Annotated in this window: 17 protein-coding genes; 15 read left to right on the top strand and 2 right to left on the bottom strand. The window is 57.7% G+C overall.

Annotated elements, in window-relative coordinates; translation table 11 throughout:
- Positions 1–211 precede the first annotated feature (211 nt).
- A complete protein-coding gene (gene rpoH, locus F3I15_RS16520) occupies positions 212–1,069 on the top strand; it encodes an RNA polymerase sigma factor RpoH (RefSeq protein WP_039381911.1) in 858 nt (285 codons plus the stop codon).
- A 71-nt stretch (positions 1,070–1,140) separates the two neighbouring features.
- On the opposite strand, the gene panM is transcribed toward rpoH, so the two are convergent.
- Positions 1,141–1,536 (bottom strand): aspartate 1-decarboxylase autocleavage activator PanM, encoded by a 396-nt coding sequence (gene panM / locus F3I15_RS16515; protein ID WP_150018653.1) that lies wholly within the window; start codon positions 1,534–1,536, stop codon positions 1,141–1,143.
- 401 nt (positions 1,537–1,937) lie between these two features.
- Between panM and F3I15_RS16510 the strand changes: the two genes are divergently transcribed.
- The 10 genes from F3I15_RS16510 to ugpQ all read left to right on the top strand — a co-directional run bounded on the left by F3I15_RS16510 (position 1,938) and on the right by ugpQ (position 12,034).
- Positions 1,938–3,065, top strand: coding sequence for a branched-chain amino acid ABC transporter substrate-binding protein (locus F3I15_RS16510; RefSeq protein WP_150018652.1), 1,128 nt, complete (start codon positions 1,938–1,940; stop codon positions 3,063–3,065).
- Between the two features lie 155 nt (positions 3,066–3,220).
- A complete protein-coding gene (gene livH / locus F3I15_RS16505; protein WP_039381919.1) occupies positions 3,221–4,147 on the top strand; it encodes a high-affinity branched-chain amino acid ABC transporter permease LivH in 927 nt (308 codons plus the stop codon).
- On the top strand, positions 4,144–5,415 hold the full coding sequence (locus tag F3I15_RS16500; RefSeq protein WP_150018651.1) for a high-affinity branched-chain amino acid ABC transporter permease LivM: 1,272 nt from the start codon (positions 4,144–4,146) through the stop codon (positions 5,413–5,415). The genes livH and F3I15_RS16500 overlap by 4 nt, the downstream gene beginning before the upstream one ends.
- Positions 5,412–6,179 carry a high-affinity branched-chain amino acid ABC transporter ATP-binding protein LivG gene (livG, locus tag F3I15_RS16495; RefSeq protein ID WP_039381923.1) on the top strand — a complete coding sequence of 256 codons (768 nt, stop codon included), beginning with the start codon at positions 5,412–5,414 and terminating at the stop codon, positions 6,177–6,179. Before F3I15_RS16500 ends, livG begins: the two co-directional genes overlap by 4 nt.
- Before the next feature lies 1 nt (position 6,180).
- A complete protein-coding gene (livF, locus tag F3I15_RS16490) occupies positions 6,181–6,894 on the top strand; it encodes a high-affinity branched-chain amino acid ABC transporter ATP-binding protein LivF (RefSeq protein ID WP_094111290.1) in 714 nt (237 codons plus the stop codon).
- Between the two features lie 224 nt (positions 6,895–7,118).
- Complete coding sequence (ugpB, locus tag F3I15_RS16485) at positions 7,119–8,435, top strand: sn-glycerol-3-phosphate ABC transporter substrate-binding protein UgpB (RefSeq protein ID WP_150018650.1); 1,317 nt, start codon at positions 7,119–7,121, stop codon at positions 8,433–8,435.
- A 55-nt stretch (positions 8,436–8,490) separates the two neighbouring features.
- Positions 8,491–9,381 (top strand): sn-glycerol-3-phosphate ABC transporter permease UgpA, encoded by an 891-nt coding sequence (gene ugpA / locus F3I15_RS16480; protein WP_150018649.1) that lies wholly within the window; start codon positions 8,491–8,493, stop codon positions 9,379–9,381.
- The gene (gene ugpE, locus F3I15_RS16475) at positions 9,378–10,220 is read left to right on the top strand and encodes a sn-glycerol-3-phosphate ABC transporter permease UgpE (protein WP_094111291.1); all 843 of its coding nucleotides are present in this window, start codon (positions 9,378–9,380) and stop codon (positions 10,218–10,220) included. The genes ugpA and ugpE overlap by 4 nt, the downstream gene beginning before the upstream one ends.
- The gene (locus tag F3I15_RS16470) at positions 10,221–11,294 is read left to right on the top strand and encodes a sn-glycerol-3-phosphate import ATP-binding protein UgpC (RefSeq protein WP_039381936.1); all 1,074 of its coding nucleotides are present in this window, start codon (positions 10,221–10,223) and stop codon (positions 11,292–11,294) included.
- Positions 11,291–12,034: a glycerophosphodiester phosphodiesterase gene (gene ugpQ, locus F3I15_RS16465; protein ID WP_150018648.1), complete on the top strand. Its 744-nt coding sequence runs from the start codon at positions 11,291–11,293 to the stop codon at positions 12,032–12,034. The genes F3I15_RS16470 and ugpQ overlap by 4 nt, the downstream gene beginning before the upstream one ends.
- Here the strand turns inward: ugpQ and F3I15_RS16460 are convergent.
- Complete coding sequence (locus F3I15_RS16460; protein ID WP_039381941.1) at positions 12,031–12,327, bottom strand: DUF2756 domain-containing protein; 297 nt, start codon at positions 12,325–12,327, stop codon at positions 12,031–12,033. The genes ugpQ and F3I15_RS16460 overlap by 4 nt on opposite strands.
- A 201-nt stretch (positions 12,328–12,528) precedes the next feature.
- Here F3I15_RS16460 and ggt point away from each other — a divergent pair, with 201 nt between their 5' ends.
- The 4 genes from ggt to gntU all read left to right on the top strand — a co-directional run bounded on the left by ggt (position 12,529) and on the right by gntU (position 17,456).
- Positions 12,529–14,280: a gamma-glutamyltransferase gene (gene ggt, locus F3I15_RS16455; protein ID WP_150018647.1), complete on the top strand. Its 1,752-nt coding sequence runs from the start codon at positions 12,529–12,531 to the stop codon at positions 14,278–14,280.
- A 159-nt stretch (positions 14,281–14,439) separates the two neighbouring features.
- Complete coding sequence (gene gntR / locus F3I15_RS16450) at positions 14,440–15,435, top strand: gluconate operon transcriptional repressor GntR (RefSeq protein ID WP_039381945.1); 996 nt, start codon at positions 14,440–14,442, stop codon at positions 15,433–15,435.
- A gap of 141 nt (positions 15,436–15,576) precedes the next feature.
- Complete coding sequence (gntK, locus tag F3I15_RS16445) at positions 15,577–16,116, top strand: gluconokinase (protein ID WP_039381948.1); 540 nt, start codon at positions 15,577–15,579, stop codon at positions 16,114–16,116.
- Entirely contained in the window at positions 16,116–17,456 is a 1,341-nt protein-coding gene (gntU, locus tag F3I15_RS16440) for a gluconate transporter (RefSeq protein WP_039381950.1), read from the top strand. The genes gntK and gntU overlap by 1 nt, the downstream gene beginning before the upstream one ends.
- The last annotated feature ends 111 nt before the right edge of the window (positions 17,457–17,567 follow it).

The following is a 17,567-nucleotide window of genomic DNA, read 5'->3' as shown; positions in this document are numbered from 1 at the left end:
TCCTCTGCTGCCAGCGATGCGGGCGCAGAGGAATGCTCCGATTTTCCCCGCTGTCACCTGTGTGTAAAATATTCACTGCTATAATTGAACTTGTGGATAACCCTGGCGTCTAATTAGCACAGATTGCTGTTGGTTTTCGCCTGACGTTGACATACTGTAGCGTCTGCGTAAGGACACGCGCAGCAACTCCATTGAATTTGTGAGGGTTTGAATGACCAAAGAAATGCAAACTTTAGCGATTGCTCCTCTGGGCAACCTGGAATCTTACGTTCGGGCTGCCAACAACTGGCCGGTATTGACGGCAGAAGAGGAAAAAGCACTGGCTGAGCGGCTGCATTACCAGGGCGATCTGGATGCAGCGAAAACGCTGATCCTGTCACACCTGCGCTTTGTTGTTCACATCGCACGTAACTATGCAGGTTATGGTCTGCCACAGGCGGATCTGATTCAGGAAGGCAACATCGGCCTGATGAAAGCGGTGCGCCGTTTTAATCCGGAAGTCGGCGTGCGTCTGGTTTCATTCGCAGTGCACTGGATCAAAGCAGAGATCCACGAATATGTGCTGCGTAACTGGCGCATTGTCAAAGTCGCCACCACCAAAGCGCAGCGTAAGCTGTTCTTTAACCTGCGTAAAACCAAGCAGCGTCTGGGCTGGTTTAATCAGGATGAAGTCGACATGGTGGCGCGTGAACTCGGCGTCAGCACGAAGGATGTGCTGGAGATGGAGTCGCGTATGGCGGCACAGGACATGACCTTTGATATGTCCTCTGACGATGAAGCGGGCGACGGCAAGCCAATGGCTCCCGTGCTCTACCTGCAGGATAAAACGTCAGATTTCGCTGACGGTATCGAAGAGGATAACTGGGACGCCCACGCAGCGGATAAGCTGAGTGATGCGATGCTCAGCCTGGATGAACGCAGTCAGCATATCATTCGTGCCCGCTGGCTGGATGATGACAATAAAACCACGCTGCAGGAGCTGGCCGACCGCTATGGCGTCTCAGCGGAGCGCGTGCGTCAGCTGGAAAAGAATGCGATGAAAAAGCTGCGCATGGCGATTGAAGCCTGACAGTTCGCAGACGGTAATAAGGGCAACCTCAGGGTTGCCCTTTTTTATGTCCGCCATCCGGCCGCGCAACGCTACTCTGCCACTTTTACCCAGCCGTCTGCCTGCGCGCGAAAGCCACACGCCTGCATAAACGCTGCCCGAATCCCCTGGTCAGCATAGCCATCATCCGCAATCCACCAGTGATCCTGCGAACCATTCTGCGCCAGTGTCTCCTCCAGTAAGTAACGCCCGACGCCGCGCCGGCGCGTAGCCTCACGGACTTCAAAGTGCGTGATTTTGCCGTGGGTACCACGGATTTCCAGCTGCAGCGCGCCCAGCAGCCGATCGTTAAACCGCGCTGCATAGAGCCGCTGCGTATCACTTAGTGTGTTTTCCAGCTGCGCAATATCCTGCTGCGGCCAGATTTTAGCGAGGTCGATGCGATCCTGCGGCGTAAGTGAAACGATACGCTGAATAGTGAGTTTCATAACCCGTACCTGTACTGGCAGAAAGGGCATAGTGTAGCGAATTTATACAGTCAGAGCGCTGTCACTTTTTTGCGATAAAAACAGGTCAAATGGCAGACACTTTGCCAGGATTGTGGAGTAAGCCCGCAACGATTGCCGAATAAGCCAGCATAACGCGCTACCCTGGTGCGCAAATTACGGCCATAACCTCCAGAGTATTATGCTGTTCAGGCCGCTCATTACTGAATATGTCAGTTGATTTACAGCAGAAAATTCCTGTTTAATAACCTGAAAATAAAGCTGTTTTAACAAAAAAAGCCAGATAAGAACGCTAACTCCTTCTATCTGAATCAGTTTCCTCTTTCACTGGCTGAAATAAAACCAATCACAACAGACACGACATAACAGATGGGGAAGTACGCATGAAGATGAGTAAAGGACGCGCGTTACTGGCGGGCTGCGTTGCACTGGCAATGAGCCATGCCGCGCTGGCTGCCGATATCAAAATCGCTATCGTAGGTGCAGCAACCGGCCCGGTCGCGCAATATGGTGATATGCAGTTCACGGGTGCAGCGCAGGCAATCGAAGATATTAATGCCAAAGGCGGCGTAAACGGCGACAAACTGGTTGGCGTGGAGTATGACGACGCGTGTGACCCGAAACAGGCAGTTGCGGTAGCGAACAAAGTGGTTAACGACGGCATTAAATATGTTATCGGCCATCTCTGCTCCTCTTCTACGCAGCCTGCATCTGACATCTATAACGATGAAGGCATTCTGATGATTACGCCGGCCGCCACTGCTCCTGAGCTGACCGCGCGTGGCTATGCTGACGTTATGCGTACCACCGGCCTCGATTCCGATCAGGGCCCGACGGCAGCAACCTATATTCTGGAGCAGATCAAGCCGAAGCGTATTGCTGTCGTGCATGATAAGCAGCAGTACGGTCAGGGTCTGGCGGAGTCCGTGCAGAAAACCCTGAAGGCCAAAGGTGGTAACGTGGTGCTGTTTGAGGGTATCACCGCCGGCGATAAAGATTTCTCCACGCTGATTGCCCGCCTGAAGAAAGAGAACGTCGATTTTGTTTACTACGGCGGCTACTACCCGGAGCTGGGGCAGATCCTGCGCCAGGCAAAAACGGCCGGCCTGAAAGCGGGCTTTATGGGACCCGAGGGCGTGGGTAACGCCTCACTCTCCAACATTGCTGGCGATGCGTCAGAAGGCCTGTACGTTACGCTGCCAAAGCGTTATGACCAGCTGCCGGAGAACAAAGCGATCGTTGATGCCATTAAGGGCAACAGCGCTTCAAACCGCAAAGATCCGACCGGCCCGTTTGTCTGGACCACCTATGCCGCAATTCAGTCGCTGGTGGCGGGCATTGAGCGCAGCAAAAGCGATGAGCCCGATGAGATTGCAAAAAACCTGAAAGCGGGCGCGCCGGTGCCGACCGTAATGGGCGACCTGAGCTGGGATCAGAAAGGCGATCTGAAAGGGTTCGAGTTCGGCGTGTTCAAATGGCACAAAGATGGCTCATCAACCGCAGTGAAATAAGCGCTGTTAACCGGTTCTACCGCATAGCGTAACTATCTCCCCCTCCCGTGCGCGGGCGGGGGCAGGGAGCTGGCAGACGCGCCGTGAGCGGTTTGCTGCCCTGACCCTTTCTTACCCCAGAGAGGGAATCTCTGATCCACTTGCAGGTCCTCATTATGTCCGAGCAGTTTCTCTATTTTATTCAGCAGATGTTCAACGGGGTAACCCTCGGGAGCACCTATGCGCTGATCGCGATTGGCTACACCATGGTGTATGGCATCATCGGCATGATCAACTTCGCCCACGGCGAGGTTTACATGATCGGCAGCTATGTCTCTTTTATTGTCATTGCCGCCCTGATGATGATGGGCATTGATACCTCGTGGCTGATGATCGCCGCCGGTTTTATCATGGCAGTGATCATCTCCAGCGCTTACGGCTGGAGTATTGAACGCGTTGCCTATAAGCCGGTGCGCGCTTCCAAGCGGCTGATTGCGCTTATCTCCGCCATCGGGATGTCTATTTTCCTGCAAAACTACGTCAGCCTGACCCAGGGCTCGCGCGATCTGGCGCTGCCGAGTCTGATCACCGGCCAGTGGACATTGGGTGAAAGCAACGGTTTCGCCGCCACGCTCACGACCATGCAGCTGGTGATCTGGGTAGTGACGTTTCTGGCAATGCTGGCGCTGACGCTGTTTATCCGCTATTCGCGTATGGGCCGCGCCTGTCGCGCCTGTGCGGAAGATCTGAAAATGGCCAGCCTGCTGGGCATCAATACCGATCGCGTTATTTCGCTGACCTTCGTGATTGGCGCGGCGATGGCAGCGGTCGCGGGTGTATTGCTGGGGCAGTTCTACGGCTCAATCAACCCGTTTATTGGTTTTATGGCCGGCATGAAAGCGTTCACCGCAGCGGTTCTGGGCGGTATCGGCAGTATTCCGGGCGCTATGATTGGCGGGCTGGTGCTCGGCATTGCGGAAGCGCTGACGTCAGCTTACCTTTCGACAGAATATAAAGATGTGGTCTCTTTTGCGCTGCTGATTGTGGTCCTGCTGGTGATGCCAACCGGTATTCTGGGCCGCCCGGAGGTAGAGAAAGTATGAAGCGTCTCGGTCTGCTTAACGCCGTGCTCTCTGCGGCAATGCTGCTGGTGCTGGCCAGCTTCTTTATGGGCATGCGTCTCGACCTGGATGGCACCCGGCTGATTGTGGTCAGCGCGGGCGAGGTTCGCTGGAACTGGATCTTCGCGGGCTGCGCGGTGGTCTTTATCTTTCAGCTGCTGCGTCCGCTATTTTCAGGCCGGCTTCGCCGCAGCGGTAAAGCCTTTGTGCTGCCAGCGTTTGATGGATCTACCGCGAAGCAGAAACTGCTGATGACGCTGCTGATCGTCGCTGCCGTTGCGTGGCCGCTGTTTGCCTCACGCGGCAGCATCGACATTGCTACGCTGACGCTGATCTACGTCATGCTGGGACTGGGGCTTAACGTGGTGGTTGGCCTCTCCGGACTGCTGGTGCTGGGCTACGGCGGTTTTTATGCCATTGGCGCCTATACCTTTGCGCTGCTGAACCACTACTACGGTTTTGGCTTCTGGGAGAGCCTGCCGCTGGCGGGCATCGTAGCGGGCGCCTTTGGCCTGATGCTGGGATTTCCGGTGCTGCGCCTGCGCGGCGACTATCTGGCGATTGTCACGCTCGGTTTTGGTGAAATCGTGCGTATTCTGCTGCTGAACAGTACGTCGATTACCGGCGGGCCGAACGGTATTGCGCAGATCCCCAAGCCCGGCCTGTTTGGCATTGAGTTTGGCCGCCGCGTCAGCGAAGGGGGCTGGACGACATTCCACGACCTGACCGGGCTTGCCTACAACCCTAATCACCGTGTGATTTTCCTCTATCTGGTCGCGCTGCTGCTGGTGGTACTGACGCTGTTTGTGATCAATCGCCTGCTGCGTATGCCGCTGGGGCGCGCATGGGAAGCGCTGCGCGAAGATGAGATCGCCTGCCGCTCGCTGGGTTTAAGTCCGACGCGCATCAAGCTGACCGCCTTTACCATCAGCGCCGTATTTGCCGGTTTTGCCGGGACGCTGTTTGCGGCGCGCCAGGGCTTTGTCAGCCCGGAATCATTTACGTTTGTCGAATCCGCGTTTGTGCTGGCTATCGTGGTACTGGGCGGCATGGGGTCTCAGCTGGCGGTGATCCTCGCGGCGATCCTGCTGGTGGTATCGCGTGAACTGATGCGCGATCTTAATGAGTACAGCATGCTGGTGCTGGGCGGCCTGATGGTGCTGATGATGATCTGGCGTCCGCAGGGGTTACTGCCGATGAAGCGTCCGCATCTGAAACTGAAAAAGAGCAAACAGGGAGAGCAGGCATGAGTCAGCCTTTATTAGCCGTTGAAGGCCTGATGATGCGTTTTGGCGGCCTGCTGGCCGTCAACAATGTGGCACTGGCGCTGCATCCGCAGGAGATTGTTTCGCTTATCGGACCTAACGGTGCCGGTAAAACGACCGTGTTCAACTGCCTGACCGGCTTCTATAAGCCAACCGGCGGCACCATTAAATTGCGCGATCGGCCGCTACAGGGTCTGCCGGGGCAGAAAATCGCGCGCATGGGTATCGTGCGCACGTTTCAGCATGTGCGGCTGTTCCGTGAGATGACGGTGATTGAAAATCTGCTGGTGGCGCAGCATCAGCATCTGAAAAGCGGCGTCTTTTCCGGCCTGTTAAAAACTCCGGCGTTTCGCCGCGGTGAGAGCGAGGCGCTCGATCGCGCAGCCATCTGGCTGGAGCGTATCGGCCTGCTGGAGCTGGCAAACCGCCAGGCGGGCAATCTGGCTTACGGCCAGCAGCGCCGGCTGGAAATTGCCCGCTGCATGGTCACGCGCCCGGAGATCCTGATGCTGGACGAACCGGCCGCGGGCCTCAACCCGCGTGAAACGCATGAGCTGGATGCGCTGATCGCCGAGCTGCGCAGCGAGCACAAGGTATCAGTGCTGCTGATTGAACACGATATGAAGCTGGTGATGGGCATTTCCGACCGCATCTACGTGGTCAATCAGGGAACGCCGCTGGCGAACGGTACACCGGAACAGATCCGCAACAACCCGGACGTGATCCGGGCTTATTTAGGTGAGGCGTAAGATGGCAAACCCGATGTTAACGCTGCAGGGTGTAAGCGCCCACTACGGCCCGATTCAGGCGCTGCACAATATTAATCTGCATATCAGTCAGGGAGAGATCGTCACGCTGATTGGTGCCAACGGCGCCGGTAAAACCACGCTGCTGGGTACGCTGTGCGGCGAGCCGCGCGCCAGCAGCGGCACCATTGTGTTTGACGGAAAAACCATCACCGACTGGCAGACGGCAAAAATCATGCGGGAGGCGATCGCGATCGTGCCGGAAGGGCGTCGGGTGTTTTCCCGCATGACGGTGGAGGAGAATCTGGCGATGGGCGGTTTCTTTGCCAGCCGGCATGAGTATCAGACGCGAATTGAGCGGGTTTACCAGCTGTTTCCCCGGCTGGCAGAACGCAAAGTGCAGCGTGCCGGTACCATGTCCGGCGGCGAACAGCAGATGCTGGCGATTGGTCGTGCGCTGATGAGCCAGCCGCGTCTGCTGCTGCTGGATGAACCCTCGCTCGGGCTGGCACCTATCATCATCCAGCAGATTTTTGACACCATCGAGCAGCTGCGTAAAGAGGGGATGACCATCTTTCTGGTTGAGCAAAACGCCAATCAGGCGCTGAAGCTTGCCGATCGCGGTTACGTGCTGGAGAACGGTCACGTAGTGCTGGAGGACAGCGGCGAGGCGCTGCTCTCTAACGAAGCGGTACGCAGCGCCTATCTCGGCGCCTGATCGGCCTGCGGCCCGGTATCCTGCCGGGCCGCCTTTCTCCTGCCTGCCGCTTTTTTTGCTGAAAAATGTGCACGACGTTCACGTTTTGCCGCCTGGCTGGCGCGTTTCTGTGTGTCATATCTCTGTCATATTTCGGTTATTTTTCTATCATCTTCCCGTGTCATGTTACTCCGCGAACAAAAAATGCGTGATATTGCGCGTACCTAACAGCACAGGAAAACTTTATGACCGCTTTAACGCTTCGTCCCCGTCTGATGAGTGTGTTGCTTGGTCTGGCGCTCAGCGGTAACGCGCTGGCTGCGACCGAAATCCCTTTCTGGCACTCAATGGAAGGGGAGTTAGGCAAAGAAGTTGACTCTCTGGCACAGCGTTTTAACCAGGCGCATCCCGATTACAAAATTGTGCCCACTTACAAAGGTAACTACGAGCAGAGCCTGGCGGCGGGGATTGCAGCGGTACGCACCGGTAAAGCGCCTGCGCTGCTGCAGGTCTATGAAGTCGGTACGGCAACCATGATGGCCTCGAAAGCGATTGTGCCGGTGCATGACGTGTTCAGCCAGGCTGGCGTGCAGATGGATGCGAAGCAGTTTGTGCCGGCCGTGGCGGGTTACTACAGCGACAGCAGCGGTCAGCTGATCTCTCAGCCGTTTAACAGCTCAACGCCGGTGCTCTACTACAACAAGGATGCCTTTAAAAAAGCGGGGCTCGATCCGGAGCAGCCGCCAAAAACCTGGCAGGAGCTGGCAAAAGACGCCGCTGCGCTGCGTAAAGCCGGCATGAGCTGCGGCTATGCCAGCGGCTGGCAGGGCTGGATCCAGATTGAAAACTTCAGCGCGTGGCATGCGCTGCCGGTAGCCAGTAAAAACAACGGCTTCGACGGCACCGATGCGGTGCTGGAGTTCAACAAACCGGTGCAGGTGCGGCATATCCAGATGCTCGAAGAGATGAACAAAAAAGGTGATTTCACCTACTTTGGACGCAAGGATGAGCCGACCGCCAAGTTTTATAACGGCGACTGCGGGATCACGACCGCCTCTTCCGGTTCGCTGGCGGATATCAAGCACTACGCCAAATTTAACTTCGGCGTTGGCATGATGCCGTATGACGATACCGTGCCTGAAGCTCCACAGAACGCCATCATCGGCGGCGCCAGCCTGTGGGTGATGAAAGGCAAAGATGCGGCTACCTATAAAGGGGCGGCGGAGTTTATGAAGTTCCTCGCGCAGCCGGAGATTGCCGCCGAATGGCATCAGAAAACCGGCTACCTGCCGATCACTACCGCCGCCTACGAGCTGACCAGAAAGCAGGGTTTCTATGAGAAAAACCCGGGCGCGGATATCGCTACCCGGCAGATGCTCAACAAAGATCCGCTGCCGTACACCAAAGGGATGCGCCTCGGCAATATGCCGCAAATCCGCACGGTGGTAGATGAAGAGCTGGAAGGCGTCTGGACCGGCAAGCAGACGCCGCAGGCAGCGCTGGATAACGCGGTTAAGCGCGGTAACGCACTGCTGCGCCGCTTTGAACAGCAGGTGAAATAAATCCGATCCACCGGGAGCGACGCTGGGTCGCTCCCGCTTTCAGCGTGAGTTCGCTATGCCCTCATCGTCTCGTCCGGTCTTTCGTGCCCGGCTGCTGCCCTATTTGCTGATGGCACCGCAGCTGATTATCACCGCTATCTTCTTTCTCTGGCCTGCCGGAGAGGCCCTCTGGTATTCGCTGCAGAGCATCGATCCATTTGGCATCTCCAGCACTTTTGTCGGGCTGGAGAACTTCAGTCGTCTGTTCAGCGATCCCTACTATCTCGACTCCTTCTGGACCACCATAGTGTTCAGCCTGCTGGTCACGGTGCTGGGGATGCTGTTCTCGCTCCTGCTGGCCGCGCTGGTTGACTATGTTGTGCGTCTGCAGAAGCTCTATCAGACCCTGCTGCTGCTGCCGTACGCGGTGGCGCCGGTGGTCGCCGCAGTGCTGTGGATGTTCCTCTTTAATCCGGGGCTTGGGCTGCTCAGCCATCTGCTCAATCAGATGGACTATAACTGGAACTATGCGCAGAACAGCGGTCAGGCAATGTTTCTGGTCGTGCTCGCCTCTATCTGGCAGCAGATGAGCTACAACTTTCTGTTTTTCTTCGCGGCGCTGCAGTCGATTCCGAAGTCGCTGACTGAGGCGGCCGCTATCGACGGAGCCGGGCCGGTACGGCGCTTTTTCCATCTTTCTCTGCCGCTGATTACGCCGGTAAGCTTCTTTCTGCTGGTGGTCAACCTGGTCTACGCCTTCTTTGACACTTTCCCGGTCATTGATGCCGCTACCGGTGGCGGGCCGGTACAGTCCACCACCACGCTTATCTACAAAATTTATCGGGAAGGATTCACCGGTCTCGATCTCTCCTCATCTGCCGCGCAGTCGGTCGTGCTGATGCTGCTGGTGATTGGCCTCACTATTCTGCAGTTCCGCTTTGTTGAGCGTAAGGTGCAATATCAATGATTGAGAACCGACGCGGGCTGGATATTTTCAGCCACACGCTGCTGATTCTGGGCGTGCTGACCATTCTTTTTCCGCTCTATGTCGCCTTTGTCGCCGCCACGCTGGATAACACTGCAGTTTATCAGGTGCCGATGACGCTGTTGCCCGGCACGCATCTGTGGGAGAACATTTCGCGTATCTGGACGCAGGGCGTTAACGGCAGCGCGGCATTTGGCATGATGTTGCTGAACAGCTTTATCATGGCGCTGGCGATTACGATCGGCAAAATCAGCGTTTCTATGCTCTCAGCTTTTGCGCTGGTCTGGTTTCGCTTTCCGCTGCGCACGCTCTTTTTCTGGCTGATTTTCATTACGCTGATGCTGCCGGTTGAAGTCCGTATCTTTCCGACGGTCGAGGTGATCGCCACGCTTAACCTGCTCGACAGCTACAGCGGGCTGACGCTGCCGCTGATGGCGTCGGCAACGGCTACCTTTCTGTTTCGCCAGTTCTTCCTGTCGCTGCCGGACGAGCTGATTGAAGCCGCGCGCATTGACGGCGCCGGGCCGATGCGCTTCTTTTGGGACATTGTTCTGCCGCTGTCCAAAACCAACCTTGCCGCGCTGTTTGTGATCACGTTTATCTACGGCTGGAATCAGTATCTCTGGCCGCTGCTGATTATTAATGATGCCAGCCTGAGCACCGCCGTGGCGGGAGTAAAAAGCATGATCAACACCAGCGGCGGTCCGACGCAGTGGAATGAAGTGATGGCGGCGATGTTATTAACCCTGATCCCACCGGTTGTGGTGGTTCTTGTAATGCAGCGCGCGTTTGTGCGTGGCCTGGTGGAGAATGAGAAATAAATGGCAGGCGTAACTTTACAGAGCGTGACGAAATCGTATGACGGCAAAAATGCGGTGATCCAGCCGCTGACCATCACCATCAACGAGGGCGAGTTTATGGTGATGGTGGGGCCATCCGGCTGCGGTAAATCGACGCTGCTGCGCATGGTGGCCGGACTGGAGCGCGTCAGCTCCGGCGACATTTTTATTGCTGAGCAGCGGGTCACGGAGATGGAGCCGAAAGATCGCGGCATCGCGATGGTGTTTCAGAACTACGCGCTCTACCCGCATATGACGGTAGGCGAAAACATGGGCTATGGCCTGAAAATCCGCGGTATGGGCAAAGCGCAGATCGCCCAGCGCGTGCTGGAGACCGCGCGCAGTCTGGAGCTTGACCACCTGCTGAACCGGCGACCGCGGGAACTCTCGGGCGGGCAGCGGCAGCGTGTGGCGATGGGACGCGCTATCGTGCGTGAACCGGCTGTCTTCCTGTTCGATGAACCACTCTCCAACCTTGATGCGCGCCTGCGCGTGCAGATGCGTCTTGAACTGCAGCAGCTGCACCGCCGCCTGAAAACCACCAGCCTTTACGTCACGCACGATCAGGTTGAGGCGATGACGCTGGCGGAGCGGGTGATGGTGATGAACAAAGGGATTGTGGAGCAGGTTGGCACGCCGGTAGAGGTCTATGAGCGCCCGGCCAGCCAGTTTGTTGCCGCCTTTATCGGTTCCCCGGCGATGAACCTGCTGCCAGGAGAGATCAGCCGCGACGGCCTGCACTTTACGCTGGATGCGCTGAACAGCCTGCCGCTGGGCGAGAGACGGCCGCAGTGGGCTAACAGGCCGCTGACGCTCGGCATCCGTCCTGAGCATATTCATCTCTCTTCACGTGAAGCAGGCGGCGTGCCGCTGGTGGTCGATACGCTGGAGATCCTCGGCGCGGACAACCTGGCACACGGCCATCTTGGTCAGGCGCGGCTGGTGGTACGGCTGCCGCACAGCGAACGTCCGCAGGCGGGCAGCACGCTGTGGCTGCATCTGCCGCCGGATGCGTTACACTTCTTCGATGCTGTTCATGGAAAACGTCTGGAATGAGTAACAACAACTGGCCCTACCCGAAAATTGTGGCCCATCGCGGCGGCGGTAAACTCGCCCCGGAAAACACGCTGGCGGCGATCGATACCGGCGCGCGTTACGGCCATACCATGATTGAGTTTGATGCCAAACTCTCGCAGGATAAACAGATCTTTCTGCTGCACGATGACACACTCGATCGCACCAGCAGCGGCTGGGGCGTGGCGGGCGAACAGGCGTGGGCGCAGCTGGCACAGCTCGATGCCGGCGACTGGTTCAGCGGGGCGTTTACGGGCGAGCCGCTGGCGCTGCTGACGGATGTGGCGGCGCGCTGTCGTCAGCACCGGATGATGGCGAACATCGAAATCAAACCCACTACCGGCACCGACGCGGAGACGGGCGCTGCCGTGGCGCTCGCCGCCTGTCAGCTCTGGCAGGAGCAGACACCTCCGCTGCTCTCCTCGTTCTCACCTGAAGCGCTGGCGGCGGCACAGCAGGCTGCGCCAGAGCTGCCGCGCGGTCTGCTGCTGGATGAGTGGGATGACGCATGGCAGGCGCTGACCAGCCAGCTGGAGTGCGTGTCGATTCACCTGAATTACCGGCTGCTCGATGCGGAGCGCACCACACTGCTGAAGGCAGCCGGGTTGCATATCCTGGCCTATACGGTTAACCAGCCCGCGCGTGCCCGCGAGCTGCTGAGCTGGGGTGTGGATGCCATCTGCACCGATCGCATCGATATTATCGGTCCCGATTTCAGTTAGTTGTTATTCGGCATGGTGCCGTTCTGCTGCGTATTCTGACCCGGCTGCGACTGCAGTACCTGCTGCCGGGTACTGTCGCGTTTTTCCTGCAGCTGCCGCTGCATATTTTGCGTCTGCCGCTGCTGATCCTGATGCAGCAGGCGCTGCTGCTGCTGCTGCTGGGTCTGCATCTGGGTCTGCATACGCTGCTGGCTTGGGTTATAGCCGGGCTGATTCACATTATTGTTATTCAGCGTATTTGCCATACCGCTCAGCGGCAGCAGGGCTGCCAGCGCAATAAGCCATGTTTTCATTATTCCCTCCGATCGTCTGATCTGCTGTGTAAACAGGCGGCCCGCAGGCCGCCTGCCTCTTATTCATAAGTTTATGCGATATCACAAAGCCTGAAATCGGGCGTGCGTGCAATTTGCGTTAAGTGTTATGTTTTTACTGCTTTAGCAAACACTTGCATCGATAAATAACAAATGTAAACAACTGAAAAGGATGGTGGCAGGATGAGGACAGCAGGCAGGTTGCGCCAGTTGAGCTGGGCGATGTTAATGAGTTTTACCGTGGTGCAGGGGGCCGCTGCGGCGCCGGCAAGCGCGCCACCAATCTCCTATGGCGTTGACAGCGACACCTTTCATCCGGTGAAAGCGCAGCACGGCATGGTCGCCTCGGTGGATGCGATGGCAACGCAGGTGGGCGTGGATATTCTCAGACAGGGCGGCAATGCGGTGGATGCGGCGATCGCCGTGGGCTTTGCGCTGGCCGTTACCCATCCGCAGGCGGGTAATCTCGGCGGCGGCGGCTTTATGCTGCTGCGCACGGCGTCCGGGCGTGCTGCTGCTATCGACTTTCGTGAAATGGCGCCGGCGCGCGCCTCGCGCGATATGTTCCTTGATAAGCAGGGTAATGCGGATAGTAAGTTATCACTTACTTCTCACCTGGCGTCTGGCACACCCGGTACGGTCGCGGGATTTGCGCTGGCGGCAAAGAAGTATGGCACGCTGCCACTGCGCACGCTGCTGTCCCCGGCTATAAAGCTGGCGCGTGACGGCATTATCGTCAACGATGCGCTGGCGGACGATCTCGCCACCTATGGCAAAGAGAACCTGATCAATCACGCAAACAGCCGGGCAATCTTCTACAAAGCGGATGGTAAACCTTATCAGAAAGGCGATCGGCTGGTGCAGAAGAACCTGGCGCGCAGCCTGCAGCTGATTGCGCAGCAGGGAGCCGATGCGTTCTATACCGGTCGCATTGCTGATGAGATCGCCGGCGAAATGGCACAGCACGGCGGGCTGATTGGCAAAGCGGATCTCGCCGCTTACCGTGCCGTGGAGCGTAAACCGGTCAGCGGCACCTACCGCGGCTATGAAGTGTTCTCCATGCCACCACCCTCATCGGGCGGGATCCACATTGTGCAGATCCTGAATATTCTGGAGAACTTCGATCTGGCGAAGTGGGGCTTCGGCAGCGCAGACGCCATGCAGGTCATGGCAGAAGCGGAGAAGTACGCTTACGCCGATCGCTCCGAGTATCTTGGCGATCCCGATTTCGTCAAAGTGCCGCAGCAGGCGCTGACCAGCAAAGCCTATGCCAGAACTCTGGCGCAGCAGATCGACGTCAGCAAAGCGCGGCCGTCGTCAGAGATCAAACCGGGTAAGCTGGCACCGTACGAGAGCAATCAGACCACCCACTTCTCGGTGGTGGATAAAGCGGGCAACGCTGTGGCGGTGACCTATACCCTCAACACCTACTTTGGCAGCGGGATCGTGGCGGGCAACAGCGGCATCCTGATGAACAACGAAATGGATGATTTCTCCGCGAAGCCGGGTACGCCAAACGTTTACGGTCTGGTCGGCGGCGAGGCGAATGCGATTCAGCCGGCGAAGCGTCCGCTCTCCTCCATGTCACCGACAATTGTAGCCAAAGAGGGGAAAACCTGGCTGGTCACCGGCAGTCCGGGCGGCAGCCGGATCATCACGACCGTGCTGCAGATGGTGGTTAACAGCATCGATTTTGGAATGAACGTGGCGGAAGCGACTAACGCGCCGCGTTTTCATCATCAGTGGCTGCCCGATCAGCTGCGCGTGGAGAAAGGCTTCAGTCCCGATACGCTGCGCCTGCTGGAAGCGAAAGGTCAGCACGTGAAGGTGCTGCCGGCAATGGGCAGTACGCAGAGCATCATGATCGGTCCGGATGGCATGCGCTACGGCGCGTCCGATCCGCGCTCGGTTGACGATCTCAGCGCCGGTTATTAATCGCCGGTAAGCCCGACACTGCTTCCGGTATTGTTTAGCCAGCCTGCGTGCTGGCTTTTTTATCGCCGTTCGACCCATCCGGCGTGCGGGCAGGCATCAGACGCGGAAGCGGTAAAAATAGTGATAAACTCAGCGTATCTCTGGCCCCAGGTGCATACGATGAAGAAGAAAAGACCGGTATTACAGGACGTCGCCGATCGCGTCGGCATCACCAAAATGACCGTCAGTCGCTATCTGCGCGACCCGGAGCGGGTCTCCGCCGCGCTGCGTGACAAAATTGCCGTCGCGCTGGATGAGCTGGGTTATATCCCTAATCGTGCACCCGATATGCTCTCAAACGCCACCAGCCGCGCCATTGGCGTGCTGCTGCCCTCCCTGACCAACCAGGTCTTTGCTGACGTGCTGCGCGGAATTGAAACCGTGACCGATGAGGCGGGATATCAGACGCTGGTCGCGCACTTTGGCTACAATCCGGAAAAAGAGGAGCGGCAGCTGCGCTCGCTGCTGGGCTGGAATATTGACGGCGTGATCTTAACCGAACGTACCCATACCACCGGTACGCTGCGCATGCTGGAGGTGGCCGGGATCCCGGTCATTGAGATCATGGACAGCGTTACGCCGTGTCTGGATATGGCGGTGGGATTTGATAATGTCGAAGCGGCGCGACAGATGACGCAGGCTATCCTGAAGAAAGGGCATCGCCATACGGTCTACCTGGGGGCGCGGCTTGATGAGCGTACGCTGCAGAAGCAGCAGGGGTATGAACAGGCGATGCGCGAGGCGGGACTGACGCCGCACAGCGTGATGATGGAAGACGCCTCTTCCTTCAGCGCCGGCGCACAGCTGCTGTGCGAGGCGCAAAAGCGCTATCCGGCAACCGACAGTCTGTTCTGTACTAACGATGACCTGGCCGTAGGTGCCATGTTTGAATGCCAGCGTCAGGGGCTGCGCGTGCCGGAGCAGATGGCGATCGCGGGCTTTCACGGCCACGATATTACGCAGGTCGTGACGCCACGGCTGGCCACCGTGCTGACGCCGCGTGAACGGATGGGGAGCGAGGCGGCTGCCATGCTGCTGGCGCGCATTGGTGGCGATCGTTCATTTAGCGGCCCGCTCGATATCGGCTTTGAGATTGCTGAAGGTGACAGCATCTGATTATGGCGAATGTATGAGCCACTTCACACTTTTACGCTTTTCCGGCTGACGAGGGTTGTCAGCATCGGGACGCACTCCGACAATGAATGACAGATTTGTTATCGGTAACATTGGCAGAATAAGCTGCCGGAGCGCAAAACTATGATCACGCCATCTTCATCACATCACGTTTTTATCCTGATGGGTGTATCCGGCAGCGGAAAGTCTGTCGTTGCTAATCGGGTATCACACGAACTGAATACCGCTTTTCTGGATGGAGATTTCCTTCATCCACGCAGCAACATCATGAAAATGGCGGAAGGCCACCCGCTGGATGATAACGATCGCCAGCCGTGGCTGCAGGCGCTGAACGACGCGGCTTTTGCCATGCAGCGCACTCAGGCGGTATCGATTATCGTCTGCTCGGCGCTGAAAAAGTCCTATCGCGACATTTTGCGCCAGGGCAATCACAACCTGAAATTTATCTATCTGAAAGGCGATTTCGAAACCATTGAAACCCGCCTCAAAGCCCGTAAGGGTCACTTCTTCAAGCCACAGATGCTGGTAACGCAGTTTGCCACGCTGCAGGAACCTGGCACAGATGAGGCTGATGTCCTGATGGTGGATATCAACCACTCGCTGGATGACGTTGTTGCAGCTACGGTTGCGACCATCAGGGATGCAATCAACAAGGGCGAGTAATGAGTACCGCAACGCTGGTGTTAACCGCAGCAGGCTCTGTCCTGCTGCTGCTGTTTCTGGTAATGAAAGCGCGGATGCACGCCTTTGTCGCCCTGATGCTGGTTTCTATTGGTGCCGGGCTTTTCTCCGGTATGCCACTCGATCAGATTGCCGATACGATGCAGAAAGGCATGGGCGGCACGCTGGGCTTTCTTGCCATCGTCGTAGCGCTTGGCGCAATGTTCGGCAAAATTCTGCATGAAACCGGTGCGGTGGATCAGATCGCTATCCGGATGCTGAAAACCTTTGGCGAGAGCCGGGCGCACTATGCGATGGGGATCGCCGGGCTGATCTGCGCGCTGCCGCTGTTTTTTGAAGTCGCGGTGGTGCTGCTGATCAGCATCGCCTTTGCGGTGGCGCGCCGCACGCACGACAACCTGGTGAAGCTGGTGATCCCGCTGTTTGCCGGCGTAGCGGCGGCGGCGGCGTTTCTGCTGCCGGGACCTGCGCCGATGCTGCTGGCGGCACAAATGCACGCTGATTTTGGCTGGATGATCCTGCTGGGACTCTGCGCGGCCATTCCGGGGATGCTGATCGCCGGGCCGCTGTTTGGCAGCCTGATCGCCCGTCACGTCAGCTTCAGCGCGCCGCCGGAAGATCATCAGCCGGATGTGGACGAGGGCAGGCTGCCCTCATTTGGTTTCAGCCTCTCTCTGATCCTGTTTCCGCTGCTGCTGGTCGGGCTGAAAACCATCGGTGCGCGCTTTACCACGCCGGATACCCGGCTCTACGAATGGCTGGAATTTATTGGCCATCCGTTTACCGCGATTCTGCTGGCGCTGCTGGTGGCGATCTATGGTCTGGCGTACCGGCAGGGCATGGATAAAGAGAAGGTGATGCAGGTGTGCGGCAGCGCGCTGCAGCCCGCCGGCATTATTCTGCTGGTTATCGGTGCCGGCGGCGTCTTTAAGCAGGTGCTGGTTGACTCCGGCGTGGGGCCGGTGCTGGGTCACGCGCTGACCGGCGCCGGTATGCCGATCGCGCTGGCCTGCTTTATTCTGGCGGGTGCTATCCGGGTTATTCAGGGCTCTGCAACCGTGGCCTGTCTGACCACCGTAGGGCTGGTGATGCCGGTGATCGAACCGCTGCACTACAGCGGCGCACAGCTCGCGGCGCTCTCAATCTGTATCGGCGGTGGCTCAATTATTATCAGCCACGTCAACGATGCCGGCTTCTGGCTATTTGGCCGCTTTACCGGTGCCACCGAGGGCGAGACGCTAAAGACCTGGACGCTGATGGAGACCATCCTCGGCACCACCGGCGCCATCGTCGGCATGATTGCGTTTAGTTTGTTATCGTAAATAACCCAGGGGCGCATAAATGCGCCCCCTACATTACCCCCCGCAGGGGCGTCATTAATGACGCCCTGGCCGATACCCGCATCAAACCAGGGGCGCATAAATGCGCCCCCT

It is taken from the genome of Pantoea sp. M_9, assembly GCF_008631385.1.
Taxonomy (GTDB): Bacteria; Pseudomonadota; Gammaproteobacteria; order Enterobacterales; family Enterobacteriaceae; genus Pantoea; species Pantoea eucrina.
This window is presented reverse-complemented; position numbering and strand designations above follow the sequence as displayed.